Below are 23926 nucleotides of genomic sequence, written 5' to 3'. Positions count from 1 at the left end.
GAGTGCTCGACCCTCCGCTTTGAAATGCTTTACGACATCCTGCACGACGTCACAAAGCTCACCATAGAGAGCGATGGGATCGTCACCATGTATGCCGGTAATCAGATCAGGGCACTTTCCAATGTACACTTGATTCTCATCACTCCACTCCACCCATTTGTGGCATTTGTCGAAATCTTTCATTTGCTCACCATGTCGATTGCCCGCGCAACCTGCTTTTCTTGGTAGCGTTTTGCGTCGTCACCGGTCTTGCCGCTTCCGGTTACCGCACCTGTATACCTTGGATGGACAAGTTTTCGGTGGGAGCCTTTGCCTGCGCCCAGGATCTCTTCGAAGCCTGCATCCCTGGGGGCCGCCAAGAGGTCACGAATTTCCTGAGGCATCGATTCGCCTGTTTTTTTCGTGAGTTCAAGGTGTTTATAGGTTGGCACGGGCGACGTCTGACCTAGACTGACACGGGCCATCCGGGTGCTCGGCTTCAAGAGGATGTTTGGGTGTTAGCGTGAAGTTCGCCCCTGCCGTTATATCTTCAACCATGCCCGCGCCCATCGCCCCCCACAAGCGCCGCGAGGACGGGGCGCCACCCCATTGGGATCGCTCTCTCGATCCGCTCGCGCCAAGCGCTGTACCCAATATGATGCGCCCGTATTACGCGCGCCGGATCGAGGCATTTCTTCGTGAGTTACGTCCGGAGTCCTTGTCGCTTTTCCGCGAAGAGGAGCTCATGGGCTACCTGACAAAAGGTCTCAAGCCGATCTCAGTTGGTCGGTTGGGAGTTTCGCCATTCGGTGGACGCGCTGCAACTGCTCTTGTCGACGTGCCGCAAGTTCCCGCCGGGAGGGTGACGTCGTGGTTCGTTGCCTGTCACCGCACGCTAAGTTCGGCCGGCAGTCAATTGAAGGTTGAGCCTCGGCTCGCGCAGAGGCGCGACGATGAACCTCGGGTGTCAGGCGCAGCGGCATCATGCCTTTCAATCCGCGATCGGGCTGCTCGACCTTCAGGTAGGTCTCACCCTCGAACGTGATTACATCCCTTCGGATTCAGCACCGATTCAGTTTGACCCCCTAGACTCTCCCTCGTGCCCACCTCACGCAGGTCGCGATCGGAGCCATGTCCCGTACTCTCCTCATCATTCCGTTGATCGGTCTGCTTCTGGCCGATGCGGGCAGCGCCTCGGCGGCGACGCTCGCCGAAACGATCGATGCCGCGTTGACGCTGGCCGAGCAGACCCCACGGGTGACCGCCACGCGTCGAGAGGCGGATGCGATCCGCACGCAGGCGGGGAGTCTCGTCGCTCAAGATCCGGCGCTTCGGGTGAAATACCTGTCCGATCAATTGACCGAGGGTGGCGGAGCGACCGAATGGGAGGCGATGGTCGATCTTCCGCTTTGGTTACCGGGTCAGCGCGGCGCCCGTCAAGACGTGGCCGGTGCAATCGGCAGTCAAGCCGGGGCGCTCGAGCGCCTGCTGCGCTGGGAAATGGCCGGGCGGGTCCGGCAAGCCGCTTGGGAGCTGGCCTTCGCCGAGGGCCGGTTGCGCCAGGCCGAGATCGCGCTGGAGACCGCGCGCGCCTTGGAGGCAACGGTCGCCAAGCGCACGAATGCCGGTGAGCTCGCTCGGGTCGATCTCTTGACGGCCCGCCAGGAGACCCTCGGACGCGAAGTCGATCTTCAGTCCGCGCAGATCGAGTCCAGACAAGCACTCGAAACCTATCGGCACCTGACAGGCGAAGAACGTTTACCCGAATCCCTCGCCGAGTCCCCGCCCCCAGCCTCGCCGGCACCCGAGCTGCCGCCCGACCATCCGTTGCTGGTCGACAGTGACGGGGCTTTGGCCCGGGCGCGCGCCGAGCGCAAGCAGGTCGGGGTGGATCGGCGCGGTCATCCGATCCTGAGCCTCGGCGGCAAGCGCGCTCAGGCGATGCGGGGCGAGGACGCCCTGGACTCCTTGCAGATCGAAGTCAGCCTCCCCTTCGGTCTGGCCAGTCAATCGGCACCTGCCCTGGCGTCGGCCGAGCGGACCTACACCGAGCGGATCACCGAGCTGCATCGTGTCCGGCTCGAGGCCGAGCATACCCTGACCACTGCCGAGGTCGAACGTCTCGGCGCGGCCGAGGCATTGGGCGTCGCCGAGCGCCGACACGCGCTCGCACAGGACGCACTGCGTCTGATGCGCCGCGCCTTCGACCTCGGCGAGACCGATCTCGCCGAACTGCTGCGTGCCGAGGAGCGTGCTCGCATCGCGAGCATGGATTTGGAGCTGCGTCGCCTGGAGCAAGGCCGTGCCTTGGCCCGGCTCAATCAAGCCTTAGGAGTGATCCCGGAATGAGCCTGATCCGTCGTGTTGCCACCGCAGGACTGGGGCAGAAGCAGCCGCCGGCACCCGGCCGCCAGCCTCCGGCTGCAGGGTTGACCTGCTTTGTCGGGTCCGAGGTCGGGTCCCGGCAGGGTCGACGCGCCATCCGGCTTGCCGAAAACAGCAGGACGCAGAGGGCGCGGGGCCGGGCGCCGGAGGCTGGAAGCGGTCGGCTCCGCGTGACGCCAACCCTGTGTGTGCTCCTTGCGTTACTGGCGCAGGGCGGCACCGTCTCCGCCGCGAGCCTCATCGCCGTCGACGCCGACCAGCAGCGCGCGTTCGGCATCACCCTGACTACCCCGCTCCCGGCCGCCGAGACCCTGACGCGCCGGTACCCGGCCGAGGTGACGGTCCCGAACCGGCAGATGCGCGTCGTCGCCGCACCCCAGAGCGGCGTGCTGGAGAGTCTCCTGGTCGCCGAGGGCGAGCGGGTCGAGGTCGGACAGGTGTTGGCCGAGTTGCGCAGTCCCGAGCTGGTGGACGCCCAGAGTCAGTATCTGGAATCACTGACCCGGCTTGAGCTGATCGAAAGCGAGCTGGCGCGAGATCGCACGCTGTTTGGCGAAGGCATTATCGCCGAGCGACGTCTGCTCGAGAGCCAGTCCAAACAGCGCGAGCTGACGACGCTTGTCGAGCAACGTCTTCAGCTGCTCGAGCTGGCCGGTTTCAGCAGCGAGGACATCATGACCCTTGCGCGTACACGTCGGCTCACCAGTCGGCTCCCGGTGCGCGCGCCCATCCGCGGCGTGGTCTTGGAGCAGATGGTGAGCACGGGTCAGTCGGTCGCGACCGCCTCGCCGCTCTATCGTGTGGCCGAGCTCAATCCCTTGTGGCTCGAGATCCATGTGCCCGTAGAGCGCATTGTCGGCCTACAGGAAGGCGGGCGGGTCCTCCTGCCCCGAGAGGGCACCGCCGGGACCGTCGTGACCATCGGGCGGATGGTCCATGATCAGGACCAGGGCGTGCTGGTGCGCGCCGAAATCAGCGAGGGGATCGAGCGTCTGCGTCCGGGCCAATTCGTCGAGGTGCAATTGAGCGCCGAGGCTGAAGGCGAGAGTTGGCGGGTTCCGACGGAGGCGGTGGTCCGCCATGCCGGTAACGCCTATGTGTTCGTCAGCCGGGGCGACGGCTTCGAGGCGCTCCCGGTGCGCGTGCTCGCCGAGGAGGAAGGCAGTGCCGTCGTCGCGGGTGACCTGACAGCGACCGATCGCATCGCCGTCACGGGTGTCGTGGCTGTCAAGGCGGCCTGGCTCGGGGGCGCCGAATAATGCTCGCCCGTCTGATCCAGTTCGCGCTGACCCAGCGGCTTCTCGTGCTGCTGGCCATGATGGCGCTCATCGGCGGCGGCTGGATGGCCTTTAAGTCCACCCCGATCGACGCCTTCCCGGATGTCTCGACCACGCAGGTGAAGATCATCGTGAAGGCGCCCGGGATGACACCGGAAGAGGTCGAGACGCGCATCACCAATCGGATCGAGCTGGAGATGCTCGGCATCCCGCACCAGACGATGCTGCGCTCCATCGCCAAGTATGCCCTGACCGACATCACCCTGGATTTCGCCGAGGGCACGGATATCTACTGGGCGCGTCAGCAGGTTGCCGAACGCCTGGGCGGCATTTGGGCCGATCTGCCGGAGGGGGTGGAAGGAGGGCTTGCGCCCATGACCACGCCGCTTGGCGAGATGTTCATGTTCAGCATCGAGGGCGGGGATCTGAGCCTGGAGGCGCGTCGCGACCTGCTCGACTGGACCATCCGCCCGGCCTTGCGTGCCGTACCCGGAGTGGCCGACGTCAACGCGCTCGGCGGTCTGGTCACCACCTTCGAGGTGGTGCCGGACAATGCACGGATGGCCGCACGGGGCGTCCGACTCGCGGATCTGACCACGGCGATCACGGCGAACAACCGCAACGACGGCGCCGGACGCCTGAGCGCGGGCGAGGAGGTCCTGTTGGTCCGCAGCGAAGGGGCCATCAAGACACTGGATGATCTCGCCGCCATCGTGGTGGGGGGCGATTCACGTCAGCCGGTCAGGGTCGCCGATGTTGCCGAGGTGCGTTTCGGTGCACTGACCCGTTACGGCGCGGTCACGCGAAACGGCACCGGCGAGGCGGTCGAGGGTCTGGTCCTGGCGCTGCGCGGGGCCAATGCGCGGGAGGTCGTTCGGGGCATCCATGCCAAACTCGACGAGCTGGCGCCGGCGCTGCCGGAGGGTGTGAGCATCGACGTCTTCTACGATCGCGGAGTCCTGGTCGACAAGGCGGTCCATACCGTCACCAAGGCTCTGGTCGAGGCGACGGTCCTCGTCCTGATCCTCCTGGTGCTTTTCCTCGGCGACCTGCGCGCGGCCCTGACGGTTGCCCTCATTCTGCCCCTCTCGGCTCTGGCAACCTTCATCCTCATGCATCAGTTCGGGTTGTCGGCAAATCTCATGTCGCTGGGCGGGTTGGCCATCGCCATCGGCATGCTGGTCGACGCGGCGGTCGTGGTCGTCGAAAACCTCGTCACTCAGCTCAATCGAGGCAGTGCGGGCGGACGACTGCCGCGCCTGCACATCCTGTATCGCGCCACGCGCGAGGTGGCGCTGCCGGTCTCGTCCGGCATCCTGGTCATCATCATCGTCTTCCTGCCCTTGCTGACGCTGCAGGGACTCGAGGGCAAGCTGTTCATGCCGGTGGCGCTGACCATCGTCTTCGCCTTGGCCAGCTCGTTGCTGCTCTCGCTCACGGTCATCCCGGTACTGGCCTCGTATCTGTTGGGCAAAGGCGCCGCACACGGCGAGGGCGAGCACGCCGAGCCCTGGCTGGTGCGCATCCTCACCCGCATCTATGTGCCGGTGCTCGACTGGAGCCTTCGCCATCAGTGGGTCCTGCTGGGCGGAGCGCTGGCCTTGCTGGTCGCCGCGGGCGCCCTCTATACCCAGGTCGGCAAGTCCTTCATGCCGACCATGGACGAGGGTGACCTGATCGTCCAATTGGAGAAGCTGCCCTCGATCAACCTGGCCGAGTCCATCGCCATCGACCAACGCGTCCAGGCGGCCATCCTCGCCGAGGTGCCCGAGGTCGAGTCGATCATCGCCCGCACCGGCTCCGACGAGCTGGGCCTCGACCCGATGGGGCTCAACCAGACCGACAGCTTCCTGGTCCTCAAGCCGCATGATACCTGGCGCTTCCAGACCAAGGACGAGCTCATGGATGCCATCCGCACGGTGCTGGACCGCTTCCCGGGCATGGACTACGCCTTCACGCAACCGATCGAGATGCGGGTCTCAGAGATGTTGACGGGGGTGCGCGGCGATCTCGCCGTGAAGATCTTCGGCCCCGACTCCAAGCGACTCAACGGGCTCGCCGAGCAGATCGTGGGCGTTCTGGAGGGCATCGCCGGTGCGCAGGACGTCTATACCCCCCGCAACGACGGCGCCCAATACCTGAATCTGGTGGTCGACCGTCTGGAGGCCGGGCGACTGGGGGTGGACGCGGACGCCTTGGCCGATCTGCTTCGCGCCCAGGTCGAGGGACTGACGGTCGGGACTCTGGATGTCGAGGGCAAACGCCGCCCGTTGCTGGTACGTGGTCCCGAGGCGCTGCGCGAGTCGCCCTCGCGCTTCGCCGGACTCCAGGTGTCCTTGCCCGACGGGCGCGCCGTGCCGCTGAACAACCTGGTGCGAATTGAGCGCATGGAGGGACCGGTCGCGATCGGACGCGAGCGCGGCAGCCGCATGGCGGTCGCTATCGCGAACGTCGACGGCCGCGACCTGGTGGGCTTCGTCGCCGAGGCGCGTGCAGCGGTCGCCGAGAACGTCGAGCTGCCGCCCGGCTATTGGCTGGAATGGGGCGGCGAGTTCGAGAACCAGCAGCGCGCCGCGGCGCGCCTAGCCTTAGTGGTGCCGGTGGCGCTGGTGCTGATCTTCCTGGTGCTCTTCTCGACCTTCGGCTCGGTGAAGCAGGCCGTGTTGGTGCTCTCGAACGTGCCCTTCGCCATGATCGGCGGCGTCTTCGCCCTGGCGCTCACCGGTGAATATCTCTCGGTGCCCGCCTCGGTCGGTTTTATCGCCCTGCTCGGCATCGCGGTACTGAACGGCGTGGTGATGGTCACCTACTTCAATCAACTGCGTGCACTCGGCCGACCCATGCAGGAGGTGGTCGTCGAAGGGGCAAGACGACGCCTGCGACCGGTGCTCATGACCGCGAGCATCGCCGCCTTCGGACTGGTACCGCTGCTCTTCGCGACCGGACCCGGATCCGAGATCCAGCGCCCGCTGGCGATCGTGGTCATCGGCGGCTTGGTCTCGGCCACCCTGCTCACGCTCATCCTGTTGCCGATCCTCTACCGACGTTTCGGTGCGGAACGGATCTAATCAGCCGAGGGCGACGGCCATTGTCTCGAAATGGGGCGATGCCCGACACCAGGGACTCACGACCTTACGGAGGGCAACACGCATGTCGAAATCAACCTTGAACGCTTTGGCCGCGGTGTTGCTCACGGCCACGGCCTTGATCCCGAGTCATGCGGCCGAGCTGAAGCTGCTCATCGACGACACGACATCGGTGATCCCGACCGAGGTCACCTACCGAGTCTCGCCCGAAGGGCTCGAGGTGAAGGGTTGGGTCGCAAAGCGTCATCCGCACTCCGGGCGAATACTCGGTCATGTGGAGATCCGGCTGCTCGACGACGCCGGCGCGGTGCTCGCTCAGAAAGACACCTACATGGTGCACTATTCACCGACACGGACCAATCCGCAGAAGGCCAGCTTCAGCACCTTGCTCCCGGAGGTGCCGAAAGAGACGGCGACGATCGAGGTCGCGCACCGGGTCGGTAAGACCATGGACGGGAACTGAGCGCCGCCAGGCGCACCGACGCGATTTCATGACCCGATCGGAGACCGAGACATGCCACACCATCTACTCCATCTGATTGTCCCTTTACAGGCGGAAGACGCGCTCGTGGAGTGGCTATTGGAGCGCGAGGACATCCCCGGTTTCACCAGCAGCGCGGTTGCCGGACACGGTTCGTCCGAGCGTTCCATGACCACCGCCGAGCAGGTCGCCGGTCGCAGTCGTCGGGTCATGTTCATGTTGCTGCTCCCCGAGGAAACCGCTCAAGCGGTCCTCGCCGGCTTGAGTCAGGATTTCGGGGCCAGCGGTATCCATTATTGGCTGGTGCCCGCCATCGAGCAGGGGCGATTGATCTGATCCGCGACAGCCTTTTCGGTGGTTGGGTATCGGCGGCTTAAAAGGCCTCGACCCGACGCAGAAAGCTCGCGAAACGCGGCAGTCCGTTTGTCGTCCGCCCGTGATATTTGAAGTTGACGACGCTGCCTAAGGGCGGCGGGTCGTCGCGCTCGACATCGCTGAAACCGGTGCCGAGCCGAAATCGGGTGCCATCCGCTTCCTCGACCACGAGTGATCCCAAGCGTCCTTCATGTCGCCCTTGACCGGGGACATAGGCGACCACCCGGGCGTCGCCCTCCAGATAGGGTTTGACCTTGAGTAGATCCGCGGAGCGTCCGATGCGGTAGAGGGAATCCCGCCGATGCAAGATCAAGCCCTCGCCGCCCGCGACGACGACTTGATTCAAGGCTGCCATCAAGGCGTCGTGATCGGCAACGCGGGTCTGCTCGACCAGATCGAGGAAGGGACTCGGCGAGGCTGCGACCAGCCCGCGCAGCACCTTCAGGCGGGTCTCGAAATCGCCCGGGTGGCCCGGCAGGTCGAACACCATGTAGCGGACTCGACGCCATGCGTCTTCGTCCGGCTCGGATCGTCGGACCGTGCCCGACAGGAGGGCAAAGGTGCCGCGGCCCATCCAGAGCTCTCCGTCGAGTGCAACCGCGGGAAAATCGGTCGTGAACCAAGCGGGCGCCGTGATGGGCATGCCGCCGCGCGTGATGAAACGGCGGCCGTCCCAGTAGCCGCGCACGCCGTCGAGTTTCTCGCTGACCAGGTAACCCTCGAGATCGATGCCGGGGCGATAGACCTCCCCAAGTGCCAGAGCGGGCACCGGCCGTGTCGACGACGTGCTCGCGGGGGCGAGCGGGGTCGCCGACACATCCCCGGCAGCGATCGCTCCCTCGGGCGTTGCGGCAGCCGGGCCGGATAGCAGGCCGAGAAGAAGCAGGGGGAGTCCTGATCGAAGACTGGACCTGTGCGGCATCGATCACGTTCCGTTGATTTCTCGATGGCAACACTGTAGCTCAATTAGGCGTCGACACAAAATCGACGTACACGAGAAGATCATTAAACCGCCGCAGCATGGCTGCTGCGCCATAGGTGTCAACGGACCACTCAGGCCCTACATCACGCCGCCCTGAACCGTCGTGCGCTTGGCCCTCCAACCAAATCCGATTGTTCTACTCAATACATTAAATCCGTCCTGCTGCATTCTTTCCTGTGCGGACATGGGCTAACGTGACGGTATTGTTGCGCTGCACAAAAATCGTCCCGACGACCTCTGGACATTTGACCCGAGCGCTCGGCCTTACGGCCGCTTGTCAGGACCACAAGACCATGACTGCTTCGACTCACTACGACGTCCTCATCGTCGGTGCCGGCGTCACCGGTACCGCACTCCTCTATCAGCTGGCGAAATTCACCGACCTGAACCGCCTCTGCCTGGTCGAAAAATACGACAGCATCGCAACGGTCAACTCGCACGCGCACAACAACAGTCAAACCATCCACTGCGGCGACATCGAGACCAACTACACCCTGGAGAAGGCGCGCGCCATCAAGCGCACCGCCTACATGGTCATCAACTACGCGACCAAGCTAGCCCAGCGCGATCGCGATCGCATCATCCACCGAATGCCGAAGATGGTGCTGGGCGTCGGCGAGACCGAATGTCGCTACATCCGTGATCGCTACGAGCGCTTTAAGGAGTTGTACCCGCGCATGGAGCTGCTCGAGCGTAAAGACATCGCCGATATCGAGCCCAACGTCGCCCTTGTGGACGGCACTTGGCGCAAGGAGGAGATCGTCGCCACGGGCACACGGGATGATTATTGTGCCGTCGACTTCCAAGCCCTGGCTCAATCCTTCTCGGCGGATTGCGTGCGGCTGGACCGACAGACGTCTAAGCAGATCACCCAGTTGTTCTCGACCAAGGTCGACAAGATCCGCCGCGATGGCCAGGACTACGTCTTGGAGACCAACCGGGGGTTGTTGAAGGCGCGGGCACTCGTTGTCTGCGCGGGTGGACACTCGCTCTTGATGGCGCAGGAGATGGGGCTCGGGTTGGACTACTCCTGCATGCCGGTCGCCGGGTCCTTCTATTTCGCCCCCGAGGCGCTGCACGGCAAGGTCTACACAGTTCAGAATCCGAGCCTACCGTTCGCCGCGGTCCACGGCGACCACGACATCAAGGAAAGCGGCAAGACCCGCTTCGGACCGACCGCCTTCATGCTGCCGATGCTCGAGCGGTACAACCGCGACAGCATCCCGGAGTTCTTCAAGGTCCTGAGGTTCGATCGACGCGTTGCCGCGGCCTTTTGGGCTATGCTCAAGGAGCGCGATATCCGCCACTACATCCTGCGCAACCTCCTCTACGAGGTACCGGGCCTGAATCGCCATTTCTTCGTGCGCGAGATCCGCAAGATCGTTCCCTCGATCAAGGCGGCCGACATCAGCTATGCCGAGCGCTTCGGCGGGCTGCGACCCCAGTTGATCGACAAGACCTCCGGCAAGCTGCGCATGGGCGAGGCCAAGATCACCAACGGGAGCGGACTCATTTTCAACATGACCCCTTCGCCCGGCGGTACAAGTTGTCTGGGCAGCGGCGAGACCGACATGCGCTCGATTGCCGCCTATTTAGGCGCCCGAATCGACGAGCAGGGCTTGGCCAGCGAGCTTCTGATGGGTTACGAGGATACGCGCGGGCAGGGTGACGCAGCGGCGGCCGTGGAGACTGAATCGGATGCGGTGGCGCTAGCCGAGGCGGTCTAAAATGAATCGCGTCCTCGGGGGCTTATGCTTTGCTTGAGGGGAGTTTCACCCTCGGCATAACCTGAAGCGTTTCAGCAGGACGCGATTCAGAGGCTAAAAGCGAGGAAAGGATTACAAGCGACGCACTTTCTGGTCGGCAAGCACTGTAGGGGTAAGCGCACCGCAGTCCACCAACGCCTGCGCAGACCTCGGTGGACTTCGCTCCGACGCGTCCACCCTACGGCCGGTCTATCATCAAGGCCCGGTATCCGGGCGGCGCCTTAGAGCCGAGCCAGGACAATCCTTTCGAAAAAGTATCCTAAACCGCGTCAACACCGAGCCCATGGGCTCGCGCAACCGCGAGCCCCATCCCAAAACATTCCCTATCGCACCGGACGCGGTTTAGCCGTGGTAGGGCCGACTGAGCTCATGAACCGCCGCCACCATCGCCCCGGCATGCTCCGGATTCACGTCCGGAGTGATCCCGTGCCCGAGGTTGAAGACATGACCCGGACCCTTGCCGTAGCTGGCGAGCACGCGCGCCACCTCTTCGCGGATCCGCTCGGGTGAGGCGTAGAGCGCGCAAGGGTCGAGATTACCCTGCAGCGAGACACGGTCACCGGTCAGGATGCGCGCGTCGGCCAGATCCGTCGTCCAGTCCACGCCGAGTCCGTCGCAACCGGTGTCGGCCATGTGATTCAGCCACTGACCGCCGTTCTTGGTGAAGAGGATCACCGGTACGGCGCGTCCCTCCGCCTCGCGATTCAACCCCTCGACCACGCGCTGCATGTAGGCCAGGGAGAATTCCCGATAGTTGGCCGGCGCCAGCGCACCGCCCCAGGTATCGAAGATCATGGTCGCTTGCGCGCCGCGTGCAATCTGGGCGTTCAGATAAGCGATCACCGCATCCGCTGTCTTGGCCAAGAGGGCGTGGAGGAGGTCCGGGCGGTCGAACATCATCCCTTTCGCATGCGAGAAGTTCTTCGCGCCTCCGCCCTCGACCATGTAGGTCGCCAGGGTCCAGGGGCTGCCGGAGAAGCCGATCAAGGGCACGCGGCCGGCGAGCTCGCGTCGAATGGTCGAGACGGCATCCATCACGTAACGCAGCTCGTCCTCCGGATCCGGCACAGCGATCCGATCCACATCCGTCTGCGTACGCACCGGCCTCTCGAAATGCGGCCCTTCGCCCTCGGCGAAATACAGACCCAGCCCCATCGCATCCGGCACGGTCAGGATGTCCGAGAAGAGGATGGCGGCATCCAACGGAAAACGCTCCAACGGCTGCAGCGTGACCTCACAGGCCAACTCCGGATTCTTGCACAGATCCATGAAGCTGCCGGCCTTCGCGCGCGTCGCACGGTACTCGGGCAGATAGCGGCCTGCTTGGCGCATCATCCAAACCGGCGTGTATTCAACGGGTTCGCGCATCACTGCACGAAGGAAGGTGTCATTGATGAGTGGCGTCATGAAGCAGGACCTGGGCAGTCGAGTAGAAGGGTCTCGGTGGTTCGGGCGCCCATTCTACTACGGGTTTCGCTCATGACGAGGTTGCGAAGGTCGGCGCTGCTCAAGTCCGCCATTGCGGTGGGGGCACCGGATCGAGGGGCAGGCCGAACAGCGACCGCTCGTCCGAGGGGGAGGCCTTGGGATCGGCCGACTGTATAAGTCTGTTCACGAAAGAACCAGAGTTCTGTGGATAAGGTGTGACCTCCTGGACGGCCTTATTTTGCACACCGGTTACGCACAGGTTGGGCAACTCTCCGGGAACACCCAAAGATCGTTCCAACTAATTGAGTTAATATATTTTTTCGGCACGGTCGAGTTATCCACAGAGCTTATTAAGATTACTGTCTTTTTATTTAAACTATTTTAAATAAGGATCCGGCCGGGAAACCGGTCGATCCCGCTCGCAGGGCTCCGAGAATCATCCAACAGACTGAATTAATATATTTTTCGTGCGCATCCCTGCGTCTGACTTCACCTCTCCTCGGTTGGAGCCAACCGACAACAACGCATGTCATGCGGGAGCTGGTTTCAGTAGAATCCGGGCGATGGATGTGTCCGCCCTTCTCGATCCCCTCAACGACGCTCAGCGCGCGGCCGTCGGCGCTGAGTCAGGTAACCTTTTGGTGCTCGCCGGCGCCGGGTCCGGCAAGACGCGTGTCCTGGTGCATCGCATCGCCTGGTTGGTCCAGGTGCAACAGGTGCCGTCTTATGCCGTGCTCGCGGTCACCTTCACCAACAAAGCGGCGCGCGAGATGCGCGGTCGGATCGAGACCATGCTCGGAGTGCCGATCGGCGGGATGTGGGTCGGTACCTTTCACGGGCTCGCCCATCGCTTTCTGCGCGCCCATTGGCAAGACGCCGGGCTCCCGCAGCATTTCCAGATCTTGGATTCAGATGACCAATTCCGTCTGATCAAGCGCATCCTCAAGGCGATGCAGCTGGACGAGGCCCGTTGGCCGCCGCGTCAGGTGCAGGCTTTCATCAACAAGCAGAAAGACGAGGGTCTGCGGCCGAACCACCTGGACGGCGGCGGCGACTTCTTCACGGATAAGATGATTGCGGTCTATCGTCAGTACGAGGAGGAGCGCGCACGCTCGGGCCTGCTGGACTTCGCCGATCTGCTGCTCAAGACTCTGGAGCTGCTGCGCGAGCGTACGGATATCCTGCAGCACTACCAGCGACGCTTCGCGCATATCCTGGTGGACGAGTTCCAGGATACGAACGCCATCCAGTACGCCTGGCTGCGCTTACTTGCCGGGACGAACGACAACCTCTTCGCCGTGGGCGACGACGATCAGTCGATCTACGGCTGGCGCGGCGCAAAGGTTGAAAATATCCAATCGTTTCAGTGGGATTATCCAAACACGCAGGTCATCCGGCTGGAGCAGAATTACCGTTCGAGCGGCAACATTCTGGCTGCGGCCAACGCCCTGATTGCCCACAATCCGAGCCGTCTCGGGAAAAACCTCTGGACCCAAGACGGCGAGGGCGAGCCGATTCGACGTTACACGGCGTTCAACGAAGTCGACGAGGCGCGCTTCGTCGTGGAGCGGATTCGCCGCTTTACGCAAAACGAAGGGCATCGGCGCGACGAATGCGCGATCCTCTATCGCACGACGGCCCAGTCACGTCTTTTCGAAGAGGCGCTGATCCAGGCGCAGATCCCGTATCGGGTGTACGGTGGACTGCGATTCTTCGAACGCGCCGAGATCCGTGATGCGCTGGCCTATCTGCGTCTGGTCGCCAACCCGGACGACGATGCCGCCTTCGAGCGCGTGGTCAACACACCGAACCGTGGCATCGGTGCCCGCACCCTGGACTTGTTGCGCCAGCAAGCACGCGAGACACGGGTGTCGCTCTGGCAGGCGGCGGCCGATCTGACCGGGACTTCGGTTCTGGGGCCGAGGGGCGGTGCCGCACTGCATGGATTCATGGATCTGATCCGAGAGCAGCGCCGAGCGCGCGAGGGTCTGGCGTTGCACGAGTTGGTGACTGCCCTGATCGAGTCGGCCGGCTTGCCGGATTTCTATAAAAAAAACAAGGACGGCAAAGGCCAGGATCGAGTGGAGAACCTCGAGCAGCTGGTCGACACGGCCGCGCGCTTCGAGGAGGACCTGCACGAGGAAGAGACGGACGCGCTTGCGGTCTTTCTTGCGCATGCTGCTCTGGAAGCGGGCGACACCCAGGCCGACGGTTTCGAGGACAGCGTGCAACTCATGACACTACACAGCGCGAAGGGGCTGGAATTTCCGGTGGTCTTCCTGGTCGGGCTGGAAGAGGGCCTGTTCCCCCACAGTCTGTCGGCGGAGGACCCGAGCCGGCTCGAAGAGGAGCGCCGACTCTGCTATGTCGGCATGACACGCGCGATGCGCGAGCTTTATGTCACCCACGCAGAGAGCCGGCGGCTCTACGGCCGGGAGGAGTCCCCGATGCCTTCGCGGTTCCTGCGCGAGGTCCCGCCCGGATTGGTCGAAGAGGTCCGGGCGCGCAGCGCGGCCCGCCGTGCGGCGTCAGGACTGAGTCCGAGTCTGACATCGACGTCGAGCGGCGACACCGGTCTCTTCAGGCTCGGACAACGTGTGGTTCACCCGAAGTTCGGCGAGGGCGTGGTCCTGAACAGCGAGGGTCGCGGATCCGCGGCTCGGATACAGGTCAATTTTCAGAAGGCCGGCGCCAAATGGCTGGTCCTGGCCTATGCTCGGCTTGAGCCGGCGAGCTGACTCCAGGGACCGGAGCAACCAACCAAACCGGGTGGCCGGCCGGTCGGGCGCACTGCGACCGGCGGCATCTCTCGGCACACACGGTTTCACTCTCAACCCGACGACGGCAAGACTTCACCATGTCCCAGACCGAAAGCTTCGAAGACCTCCTCAAGCAGTTCGACCAGACCCATCCGGGATCCAGCACGAAGGAGCCGGGGGTCGGGGACAAGGTCCGCGGGGTCTTGGTCTCGATCGGCGATGAGTATGCTTTCGTCGATCTGGGCGGCAAGTCCGAGGGTCGTCTCGATGTTTCGGCACTTAAAGATGCCGAAGGCAATTTGAAGTCTGCCGTCGGCGACACGGTCGAGACGCATGTCACCGGAAAGGACGAGGATTCCGGGACGCTCCTGCTCGGCAGTCAGCACGGGCACCGCTATCACGGGATCGAGGAGGTCGAAGGCGCCTATCGGCAAGGGCTCCCGGTGCAAGGTCAGGTCACCGCGGCCGTCAAAGGCGGCGTCGAGGTCCAAGTGGCCGGGCTGCGTGCCTTCTGTCCGGCCTCTCAGGTCGACATCCGCTTCATCGAAGACCTCTCCGAGCTTGTCGGCCAGCGGTTCGATTTCCGCATCACCAAGTTCGAAGGCGGCCGACGACCGAATCTGGTCGTATCGCGTAAGGTGCTGCTCGAAGAGGAGCAACACCGGCGTGCCGAGGAGACGCGGGCGCAACTGCACGAAGGTGCGGTGCTGTCCGGGGTTGTCACCTCGCTGAAGGACTATGGGGCGTTCGTCGATATCGGCGGTCTCGAGGGCATGATCCACATCAGTCAACTGGCCTTCGGTCATGTGAAGCATCCCGGGGAGATCCTCAGCGTCGGGCAGCCCGTCGAGGTCTCGGTCCTGCGCATCGAGCCGCCGAGCGGTCCGAAAAGCCGGGAGAAGATTGCGCTCTCGATCCGTGCACTTGCCCGCGATCCTTGGCAAGAAGCCGCCGACAACTTCCCCGTCGGTCAGCGCGTGAGCGGTACGGTGAGTCGACTGCAACCCTTCGGTGCTTTCGTCGAGCTCGCCCCCGGGATCGACGGTCTCGTCCATATTAGCGAGCTCGGCGCCGGGCGCCGCGTGAATCATCCGAGCGAGGTCATCAACGTCGGGGACCCTGTCGAAGCAACCGTCTTGGCGGTCGACTCGGAGCGACGTCGGATCAGTCTGTCGCTCGACGACACCAAGGGATTCGAAGCGGGATCGCAGGCGCCTGGCGTCACGCCCGGGGCACCCGTCGCAGAGGCCGCGGAGAAGACCTTGGGTAGCTTCGGCGCGCTTTTGCAGGAATCCTTGAAGAAAGGCCGATCGTAGGTGTCTTCGGGCCTTCTCAGACTCGAATGCAGTCCGGGGACCACGGATTCCGCCGTTGGCACCCGGGCCCACGGCAAACAGATCATCAACACGCAGATTGGAGGACGGGGATGCAACGCCGCGATTTCATCAAAGGGGTCGGTGCTGGCTCGCTGGCTGTCGGGGCGCTGGCCAGCGGTATGGAGTCGGCTCATGCCAAGGCCGAATACTCTTGGAAGATGGTCACCACCTGGCCGAAGAACTTCCCGGGCCTCGGCACCGGCGCGAACAACCTCGCTGCCTTGATCGGCGAAATGAGCGGTGGTCGAATCGAGGTCAAGGTCTTCGGTGCCGGCGAGCTCGTCCCCGCCTTCGAGATCTTCGATGCAGTTTCGCGCGGGACCGCCGAGATGGGCCACGGCTCGGCCTATTACTGGAAAGGCAAGAGCGAGGCCGCTCAGTTTTTCTCCACCGTGCCGTTCGGTCTGACGGCACAGGAGATGAACGGCTGGATCTACCATGGCGGCGGGATGGAGCTCTGGACCGAACTCTACGCCCAATTCGGTTTGGTCCCTGCGCCTGCCGGGAACACCGGCGTTCAGATGGGTGGTTGGTTCAACAAGGAAATCAACTCGGTCGATGACCTGAAAGGTTTGAAGATGCGCATCCCGGGCCTCGGCGGCGAGGTCTTGGCGCGGGCCGGTGGTATTCCGGTCAATCTGCCCGGAGGAGAGCTTTTTACCGCATTGCAGAATGGTACGATCGATGCGACCGAGTGGGTCGGCCCCTACAACGATCTTGCGTTCGGTCTCTACAAGGCGGCCAAGTATTACTATTATCCGGGCTGGCACGAGCCGGGCACCATCCTGGAGGCCATGATCAACAAGAAGGTCTACGACGGGCTGCCGCCCGATCTGCAATCGATCGTGATGAACGCCTGCAAAGTCGTCAATCAGGACATGCTCGCCGAGTACACCGCGCGCAACCCGGTCGCGCTGCAGACCCTGATCACCAAGCACAATGTCGACCTGCGACGCTTTCCGAGCGACGTCGTCCTCAAGCTGCGAGCACTCTCAGACGAGGTCGTCGCGGAGATCGCGCAGAAGGACGAGTTTTCGTCCAAGGTCTACAGCTCCTACAAAAAATTCCTCAGCCAAAGCAAGGAGTGGAGCGGAATCGGGGAGTTGACCTACCTGCAGGCACGCGATCAGGCGTGACCGAATCCGCAAGCAGCGGCGGCGCGCAGGCGTTGCCGCTTGCGCTCTACGTGCATGCCCCCTGGTGTGTCAGCAAATGTCCCTATTGCGATTTCAACTCGCATGCCGCGGACGCCCCGCCGTTCGAACCCTATGTGACACGCCTGCTGGCGGATCTGGACCTCGAGCTCGATCGGCCCGGTGCACGACGACCGCTGGCCTCGGTATTCATCGGCGGCGGAACACCCAGCCTTTTCCCCGGCCCGGCGGTTCGGCGGTTGCTCGACGGTATTCGGGAGCGTGCTGATCTCGTCCCGGGGATCGAGATGACCCTCGAGGCGAATCCGGGGACACGCGATGCGGCCCGTTTTGCGCATTATCGTGAGGCGGGGATCAATCGGCTGTCGATCGGGGTACAAAGCCTCTCGGCCCCCCGTTTGCGTGCGCTCGGACGGATTCACGGACCGGACGAGGTTTACGACACCCTGCGGATGGCTCGCGCGGCCGGCTTCGACAATCTCAATCTGGACATGATGTTTGCGCTTCCCGAGCAAAACCTTGCAGAGGCACGAGAGGATCTCGAAGGGCTGATCGCTCTGGAACCCGAGCATATTTCTTACTATCAACTGACGCTCGAGCCCAACACAGCGTTTTATGCGCGCCCTCCTCGTGTACCGGATCCCGACTTGGCAGCGGACATGGCGGAACAGGGTCTAGAGGCCCTTGCTCTGGCCGGCTACAGACAATACGAGGTCTCCGCCCATGCGCGGGACGGAGCGCGGTGTCGCCACAATCTCAACTATTGGGAGTTTGGCGACTATCTAGGTATCGGCGCGGGCGCTCACGGCAAGCTGACCCGGGAGGACGCGGCCCGGGACGGCCGGCAGGTTTCGCGAACCGCCAAACGCCGCCACCCCGCGGCATATTTGGAGACATCCCTTGAAACCCTGCTCAGCAGCACGCGGATCTTGTGCGAACAGGATCTCGTGTTTGAGTTTGCACTCAACGCCCTGCGCCTGACCGAGGGATTCCCGCGTGACCTCCTCACACGCACCACCGGACTGCCTTGGTCACGCGTTTCGCAAATCGTCCTCGGCGCCGAGGGTGACGGCATGCTCCGGATCCTTTCCGAACGCGTCGAACCTACTGATCGGGGTCGTCGCTTCCTCGACGACCTCGTCGGGCGTTTCGCGACCGGATGATGGTCATTCCCGGCAAGAGGCGCTCGGGCGAGGAAAGGGCAATCGAGCCGCAACACAGGGTTGCGGGTGTGCGCCGGGGGTTGTATTCTACCGCGTTCCATCGATTTTTCAGCGCCCGATCGGGGCCAACGCCAACGCCAGGGTCATCATGAAAGAAGGAATCCATCCCAACTACGCCGACGTCAAGGTGGTCTGCAGCTGCGGTAACGAGTTTACGACCCGCTCAACCTTGGGCAAAGAAATGCACGTCGAGGTTTGTTCGTCTTGCCATCCTTTCTACACCGGCAAGCAAAAGGTCCTCGACACCGCCGGGCGTGTCGACAAGTTCAGGCGCAAATACGCACGCTGATGCGCATGCACCGGGCGCTTTCGGGCCCGGTGCTCCCCGGCTTGTCGTCCGAGCCGGCTCCCCCGGTGTGACGCCCGGTCCCTCCGGATATGCCGACCGGCTCATCCGCGCTACTCCAGGATCTCTCCCGAGCACGACCGTGGTCGACGCAGGATGGCGACGGTCTCGAACCCGATCGAGCCTCCGCAAAACAACCCGTCGATTGCCAGACACGACCACGCTCCCGCACGTCGGGTCACGCATGGTGATGCGGGTGTAAGATAGCCCGCGGGGGCCGAGTCCGTCTGAGCCCCTAGAGGCCACGGCGACGAGGCTGGTCCGCGCGACCGTGGTCAACGGACCACTGATCGGAGAAACTGCCACGTGAACAAGATCACCATCATCGGCGCTGGCCGAGTCGGCGAGACGACGGCGCAGATCCTGGCCGAAGAAGAGCTTTGTCGCGAGATAGCCCTCATGGATATTCGCGAGGGAATCCCCGAGGGGATTGCCTTGGATATCCTTCAAATGGCTCCTTTCTTCGAATTCGATTGCGCGATCAACGGCAGCAACGATCCGCAAATCCTCAGGGACTCGGATCTGGTCATCGTCACCGCGGGGCTGCCGCGAAAGCCGGGCATGTCACGTTCGGATGTGCTCGAGGCGAATGTCCGCATCATCGACGGCGTCACCGATCAGATCATGCAATATGCGCCCGATGCGATGGTGCTGATCGTCTCCAATCCGGTCGATACACTGACCTATCGGGTCGCACAGCGGACAGGCTGGGACCGCAGTCGGATCTTCGGACAGGCCGGCGTCCTCGACGCCTCGCGCATGGCAAGCTTCATCGCTCAGGAAACCGGTTTTTCGGCGCTCGACATCACGACCATGGTGCTCGGCGGACATGGCGACACGATGGTGCCCGTGCCGCGTTTTTGCACCATCAACGGGATCCCGATCTCGCACTTCATCTCCGAGGAGCGTATCGAGGCCATCATGGAGCGTACGCGCCAAGGCGGTGCAGAGATCCTCGCCTTGCGCAAGAACTCCAGCGCCTACGATGCGCCCGGGGCCGCGGTTGCCGCTATGGTCGACGCGATCGTCAACAATCGCAGGCGACTGCTCTCCTGTGTCGCCCTGCTCGAGGGTGAATACGGCGAAAGCGACATCGCCATGGGCGTTCCCTGTGTCCTCGGCGAGCGAGGCATGGAGTCGATCGTGGAGCTCGATCTGAATAAGCGCGAGCGCACAGACTTCGACCGTTCGGCAAGCGCGGTACGGGCCGACATCGAGCGTCTGCGCAACCTATCCCTGTCGTGAGGTTGGGCTGATAATTGCTTGTTTCCGTCGTGCCCGACGGCGCCGGGCCGAGTCGTTGCCCCTTCTTCGACAAAGCAGCGTGCACGTCGACGACCGAAGAGGATGCCGCGACCGACCCCGGCAGATCGGGCTTGTTTGCCGGAGCGCCGCACTCGAGACTCGAGACCAATACACCAACATCGGCGGGGCGACGCCCCGAAGACGGCCAGGAGCGAGTTTATGGCGAACCAAACGATCACCATCACGAACAATGTCACGGGCGAGAGCTTCGATTTCCCGTTACGCTCCGGCAGCGTCGGCCCGTCCGCCGCAGATATCTCCTCCCTTTATAAAGAGGCCGGAATTTTTACGTATGACCCCGGCTTCATGTCGACGGCGAGTTGCCACAGCGCCATCACCTACATCGACGGCGAGGACGGGATTCTCCTCTATCGGGGCTATCCGATCGAGCAGCTCGCAACCAAGGCGAGTTTTCTGGAAGTTGCCTATCTGCTCCTCTACGGTGAGCTACCCGTCGAAAAAGAGCTGGTTGGGTTCGAGAAGCTGATCACTCGCCACACCATGCTGAATGAAAACCTGAAGGACTTTCTCAACGGTTTCCATTACGACGCCCATCCCATGGCGATCCTGATCGGGGTCGTCGGATCACTCTCGGCTTTCTATCACGACTCGCTTAGCGTCAACGATGCACGCCACCGCGAGATATCGGCGCACCGTCTCATCGCAAAGCTTCCGACCATTGCTGCTGCGGCTTACAAGCACAGCATCGGCGAACCGATCATGTATCCCCGAAACGATCTGAGGTATTGCGCGAACTTTCTGCACATGATGTTCGCCACGCCCTGCGAGGTCTATAAGCCCACACTGATCGCCGAGAAGGCGATGAACCTGCTTTTCATTCTCCATGCCGACCACGAACAGAACGCCAGCACCTCGACGGTGCGTCTCGCCGGCAGCTCCGGCGCGAATCCCTTTGCCTGTGTCGCGGCGGGGATCGCCTCGCTCTGGGGTCCTGCGCACGGGGGCGCGAACGAAGCGGTTTTGGACATGCTCCATGAGATCGGAGATGTCAAGAACGTCCAACGCTATATGGAAAAGGCCAAGGACAAGGACGACCCATTTCGCCTGATGGGTTTCGGGCACCGGGTCTACAAGAACTACGACCCGCGGGCGAAGATCATTCGCGAGGTCTGTCACCAGGTGCTCGAAGAGCTCGCCGATACCAACAACCCGTTGTTTGAATTGGCGATGAAATTGGAAGAAATCGCTCTCAGCGACGAATATTTCGTTGAGCGGAAACTCTATCCGAACGTCGACTTTTACTCCGGGATCATCTACCAGGCGCTCGGCATACCGCGCAATATGTTTACCGTCATGTTCGCCGTGGCCCGCACGGTCGGATGGGTATCGCACTGGATGGAAATGATGTCGGACCCCAACAATCGAATCGGCCGACCCCGCCAGATTTACCATGGCCCCACCCAGAGAGACTACCTACCCATCTCGAAGCGATAAGAGAAACGCCGATCCGATCGTTGCGTCAGTTGTCGAATGCCATGAGACGAGCCACTTCGTGCCGATCCGCTCCGCGCTGCGTACGTTCCGTGACGGGATCCAAAGGTGGATTGCGTAAGGCCCGACGCGGCAGCACGATCAGCTCGATACGGACGTCTCCGGCCACGAATCGAAAGGCTGGATGGGCGCAGCGCAGCCCGTCCGGATAGCGCATCGCCCGCTCGGCCTCGCGCCACGGGATACGTAGGTCGAGCAGCGTAAAGATCACGTCCTCGGCGCGATCGGCAAACAACAGAAGCTCGATGCCTGATCCGCAGCCGAGCGCACCGCTGAGTGCACTGCCAATCAATCGAGGCGCGAAGGCGTCGAGTTGCTCCATCGCCTGGAGGGCAGCCGCGCGGATGCGTCGCAACTCCTCCCCGTCGGCCGGACCCATGAAGAGCCGACGTTGCGCCAGAACTGCGTCCTGCACCGCTTCGTTGCTCGGCCAACGACGCCGATCCTGCACGCCGAAACGTTCGGCGGCCTTCCGCCTAGCCCGGTCGAAGTCTTCCAGACCTTGTTCGAGGACGATTCGAGCGGCCTCGTAGGCAAGTCGCTCGCGCTGGGCGTCGATCCGTTCTCTCGTCGGCATGGCGTACCTCATTCACTTGCGCCCCGGAATCGGCGATTCGTTCATACGCTCAAAGTCCGCGCATAGGTGTTCGGCGTGTCTATAATGGGGCCAGCCAAGGCTTGGCCCCGGCGCGGGGCCTGAGCGCACCGGAAAAACGCACCGGACGCTCGTCCACTCGCGCGGCGAACCGAAACAGAACGGAAATCACCCTACGAAATGGCGATGTTCGGCCTCAGCAATAAAATAAAACCCCTCGTCGGGATCGACATCAGCTCGACGGCGATCAAGCTCATCGAACTGTCGCGATTGCCCGTCGAGACGGCCGCAGCGTATCGAGTCGAATGTTTCGCGATCGAACCCCTCCCGCCGGGCGCACTTGTCGAAAAGAAAATCGCGGATCTCGATCGCGTCGCGGCTGCGATCCGCAGAGCCGTCGGCAACACCGGAACGCGCGCAAAGCGTGCCGCAGTTGCCGTTGCCGGCTCTGCGGTGATCACCAAGGTGATCGCCATGGCCGGAACCCTCAGCGACGCCGAGATGGAGAACCAGATCCAGCTCGAAGCAGATCAATACATCCCGTATCCGTTGGAGGAGGTCAATCTCGATTTCCAGGTCGTGGGGCCGACCAAGGGTAACCCATCGATGGTGGACGTACTCTTGGTCGCCTCGCGTCAAGAGAACGTCGAAGACCGCGTGGGCGCGCTCGAAGCCGCGGGGTTGACCCCGGCGGTCGTCGATGTCGAGGCCTATGCGATGGAGAACGCCTGTTCGCTGATCCTCGACGAGGAAGCGCCGGCCGAAACCGAGCTCGAGGCCACTCGAACGGTAGCCGTGGCCGACGTCGGTGCCGCGACAACGACCTTGCATGTGATGCACGAGGGGCAGATCGTTTACACGCGCGAGCAGAATTTCGGAGGTCAGCAATTGCTCGACGAGGTCCAGCGCCGTTACGGCCTGTCGCGCGAGGTGGCTCTCGGGAAGATCCTCGACGGAGATGTCGCCGAGGGATACGAGATCGATGTGCTCGGACCTTTCAAGGAGGCTTTGGCACAACAGATCGGGCGAGCGCTGCAATTCTTTTATTCCGGGACCAGCTTCAATCGCGTGGATCGACTCCTGCTTGCGGGTCGACCGGCAAGCATCCCCGGGATCGATCTCCTGATGGCCGAGCGCCTCAAGCTGCCCGCCGGTGTCGCGAACCCCTTTCGTCGCATGTCCGTCTCACCGAGCGTCAACACCCAGGAATTGATGCGGGAGGCACCCGGAATGATGGTTGCCGTCGGATTGGCCTTGCGAGGGTTCGACTAGATGACCCGCATCAACCTTCTGCCTTGGCGGGAAGAGGCGCGGCAACGGCGACGCAAGGAGTTTGCTGCCGCAGGGGGTCTTGCACTTGTCTTTACGCTGCTTCTGGCCGTATTGGTCCACTTGCAGATCGAAGGGAGGATCGGCGATCAGCAGGCCAGAAACCAACTCCTTGACGGCGAGATCGCGCAATTGAACCGTCAGATCAAGGAGATACAGGATCTTGAGAAGATCAAGGCGGATCTCTTATCGCGTATGGAGATCATCCAAGAGCTTCAGGAGAGCCGCCCGGAGATCGTGCGTCTGTTCGAGGAGCTGGTGGTGACGATTCCCGAAGGGGTGTATCTCACCAAACTGGAGCAGACCGGCCGGACCGTCGTCGTCGAGGGGCGCGCGCAGTCGAATGCAAGGGTCTCCGCCTTCATGCGAAACATCGAGGCATCGACGTGGATCGGCAGCCCTCGCCTGCTCTTGATCGAGGACAAGACCGGCACCGGCCTGAGCCAGTTTCGCTTGGCGTTCGATCAAGTCAGTCCCTCGGCGGATGCCGCACCGATGCAGACCCACGTACCTCAGGGCACGCGATCGGAGACGCTACTCATGGCCGACACTCGCCGATGAGGAGACG

General features: G+C 62.9%; 20 protein-coding genes. 15 read left to right on the top strand and 5 right to left on the bottom strand.

The window, feature by feature from the left end:
- Positions 1-179: 179 nt before the first annotated feature.
- Positions 180-431: a type II toxin-antitoxin system HicA family toxin gene (locus LT988_RS13085; RefSeq protein ID WP_232406015.1), complete on the bottom strand. Its 252-nt coding sequence runs from the start codon at positions 429-431 to the stop codon at positions 180-182.
- Positions 432-746: 315 nt separating this feature from the next.
- Positions 747-1001 carry a toxin-antitoxin system HicB family antitoxin gene (locus tag LT988_RS13080; RefSeq protein ID WP_269752145.1) on the bottom strand — a complete coding sequence of 85 codons (255 nt, stop codon included), beginning with the start codon at positions 999-1001 and terminating at the stop codon, positions 747-749.
- 109 nt (positions 1002-1110) lie between these two features.
- On the opposite strand from LT988_RS13080, the gene LT988_RS13075 reads away from it, so the two are divergent.
- From LT988_RS13075 to LT988_RS13055, 5 genes are all read left to right on the top strand, one after another.
- The gene (locus LT988_RS13075; protein ID WP_232406014.1) at positions 1111-2328 is read left to right on the top strand and encodes a TolC family protein; all 1218 of its coding nucleotides are present in this window, start codon (positions 1111-1113) and stop codon (positions 2326-2328) included.
- Positions 2329-2534: 206 nt separating this feature from the next.
- A complete protein-coding gene (locus LT988_RS13070) occupies positions 2535-3623 on the top strand; it encodes an efflux RND transporter periplasmic adaptor subunit (protein ID WP_232406013.1) in 1089 nt (362 codons plus the stop codon).
- Positions 3623-6709, top strand: coding sequence for an efflux RND transporter permease subunit (locus LT988_RS13065; RefSeq protein WP_232406012.1), 3087 nt, complete (start codon positions 3623-3625; stop codon positions 6707-6709). Before LT988_RS13070 ends, LT988_RS13065 begins: the two co-directional genes overlap by 1 nt.
- 82 nt (positions 6710-6791) lie before the next feature.
- Positions 6792-7190, top strand: coding sequence for a hypothetical protein (locus LT988_RS13060; protein ID WP_232406011.1), 399 nt, complete (start codon positions 6792-6794; stop codon positions 7188-7190).
- A gap of 51 nt (positions 7191-7241) precedes the next feature.
- Positions 7242-7544 carry a DUF3240 family protein gene (locus tag LT988_RS13055; RefSeq protein WP_232406010.1) on the top strand — a complete coding sequence of 101 codons (303 nt, stop codon included), beginning with the start codon at positions 7242-7244 and terminating at the stop codon, positions 7542-7544.
- Between the two features lie 37 nt (positions 7545-7581).
- Here the strand turns inward: LT988_RS13055 and LT988_RS13050 are convergent, their stop codons facing one another.
- The gene (locus LT988_RS13050; protein WP_269752042.1) at positions 7582-8505 is read right to left on the bottom strand and encodes a DNA ligase; all 924 of its coding nucleotides are present in this window, start codon (positions 8503-8505) and stop codon (positions 7582-7584) included.
- A gap of 353 nt (positions 8506-8858) precedes the next feature.
- Between LT988_RS13050 and LT988_RS13045 the strand changes: the two genes are divergently transcribed.
- Positions 8859-10292, top strand: coding sequence for an FAD-dependent oxidoreductase (locus tag LT988_RS13045; protein ID WP_232406008.1), 1434 nt, complete (start codon positions 8859-8861; stop codon positions 10290-10292).
- A 381-nt stretch (positions 10293-10673) separates the two neighbouring features.
- Here LT988_RS13045 and hemE read toward each other — a convergent pair whose 3' ends face one another.
- Positions 10674-11738: a uroporphyrinogen decarboxylase gene (hemE, locus tag LT988_RS13040; RefSeq protein WP_232406007.1), complete on the bottom strand. Its 1065-nt coding sequence runs from the start codon at positions 11736-11738 to the stop codon at positions 10674-10676.
- A 584-nt stretch (positions 11739-12322) separates the two neighbouring features.
- Here hemE and uvrD point away from each other — a divergent pair.
- The 7 genes from uvrD (at position 12323) to LT988_RS13005 (ending at position 21377) form a co-directional block, all read left to right on the top strand.
- Positions 12323-14497, top strand: coding sequence for a DNA helicase II (gene uvrD / locus LT988_RS13035; protein ID WP_232406006.1), 2175 nt, complete (start codon positions 12323-12325; stop codon positions 14495-14497).
- A gap of 119 nt (positions 14498-14616) precedes the next feature.
- Positions 14617-15834, top strand: a complete 1218-nt coding sequence (locus LT988_RS13030) for a 30S ribosomal protein S1 (RefSeq protein WP_232406005.1) — start codon at positions 14617-14619, stop codon at positions 15832-15834.
- Between the two features lie 110 nt (positions 15835-15944).
- Positions 15945-17030, top strand: a complete 1086-nt coding sequence (locus LT988_RS13025) for a TRAP transporter substrate-binding protein (RefSeq protein WP_232406004.1) — start codon at positions 15945-15947, stop codon at positions 17028-17030.
- On the top strand, positions 17027-18211 hold the full coding sequence (hemW, locus tag LT988_RS13020; RefSeq protein WP_232406003.1) for a radical SAM family heme chaperone HemW: 1185 nt from the start codon (positions 17027-17029) through the stop codon (positions 18209-18211). The genes LT988_RS13025 and hemW overlap by 4 nt, the downstream gene beginning before the upstream one ends.
- Positions 18212-18359: 148 nt before the next feature.
- Positions 18360-18560 (top strand): 50S ribosomal protein L31, encoded by a 201-nt coding sequence (gene rpmE / locus LT988_RS13015; protein WP_093192065.1) that lies wholly within the window; start codon positions 18360-18362, stop codon positions 18558-18560.
- 363 nt (positions 18561-18923) lie between these two features.
- Positions 18924-19862 carry a malate dehydrogenase gene (mdh, locus tag LT988_RS13010; RefSeq protein WP_232406002.1) on the top strand — a complete coding sequence of 313 codons (939 nt, stop codon included), beginning with the start codon at positions 18924-18926 and terminating at the stop codon, positions 19860-19862.
- A gap of 219 nt (positions 19863-20081) precedes the next feature.
- The gene (locus LT988_RS13005; RefSeq protein WP_232406001.1) at positions 20082-21377 is read left to right on the top strand and encodes a citrate synthase; all 1296 of its coding nucleotides are present in this window, start codon (positions 20082-20084) and stop codon (positions 21375-21377) included.
- A 25-nt stretch (positions 21378-21402) separates the two neighbouring features.
- Here LT988_RS13005 and LT988_RS13000 read toward each other — a convergent pair whose 3' ends face one another.
- A complete protein-coding gene (locus tag LT988_RS13000; RefSeq protein ID WP_232406000.1) occupies positions 21403-22011 on the bottom strand; it encodes a hypothetical protein in 609 nt (202 codons plus the stop codon).
- 204 nt (positions 22012-22215) lie between these two features.
- Here LT988_RS13000 and LT988_RS12995 point away from each other — a divergent pair, with 204 nt between their 5' ends.
- On the top strand, positions 22216-23301 hold the full coding sequence (locus LT988_RS12995; RefSeq protein ID WP_232405999.1) for a pilus assembly protein PilM: 1086 nt from the start codon (positions 22216-22218) through the stop codon (positions 23299-23301).
- Complete coding sequence (locus tag LT988_RS12990; protein WP_232405998.1) at positions 23302-23919, top strand: PilN domain-containing protein; 618 nt, start codon at positions 23302-23304, stop codon at positions 23917-23919. It abuts the gene before it with no gap.
- Positions 23920-23926: the final 7 nt, after the last annotated feature.

Origin of the sequence: Thiocapsa bogorovii (genome assembly GCF_021228795.1) — a bacterium.
GTDB classification, from domain to species: domain Bacteria; phylum Pseudomonadota; class Gammaproteobacteria; order Chromatiales; family Chromatiaceae; genus Thiocapsa; species Thiocapsa bogorovii.
This window is presented reverse-complemented; position numbering and strand designations above follow the sequence as displayed.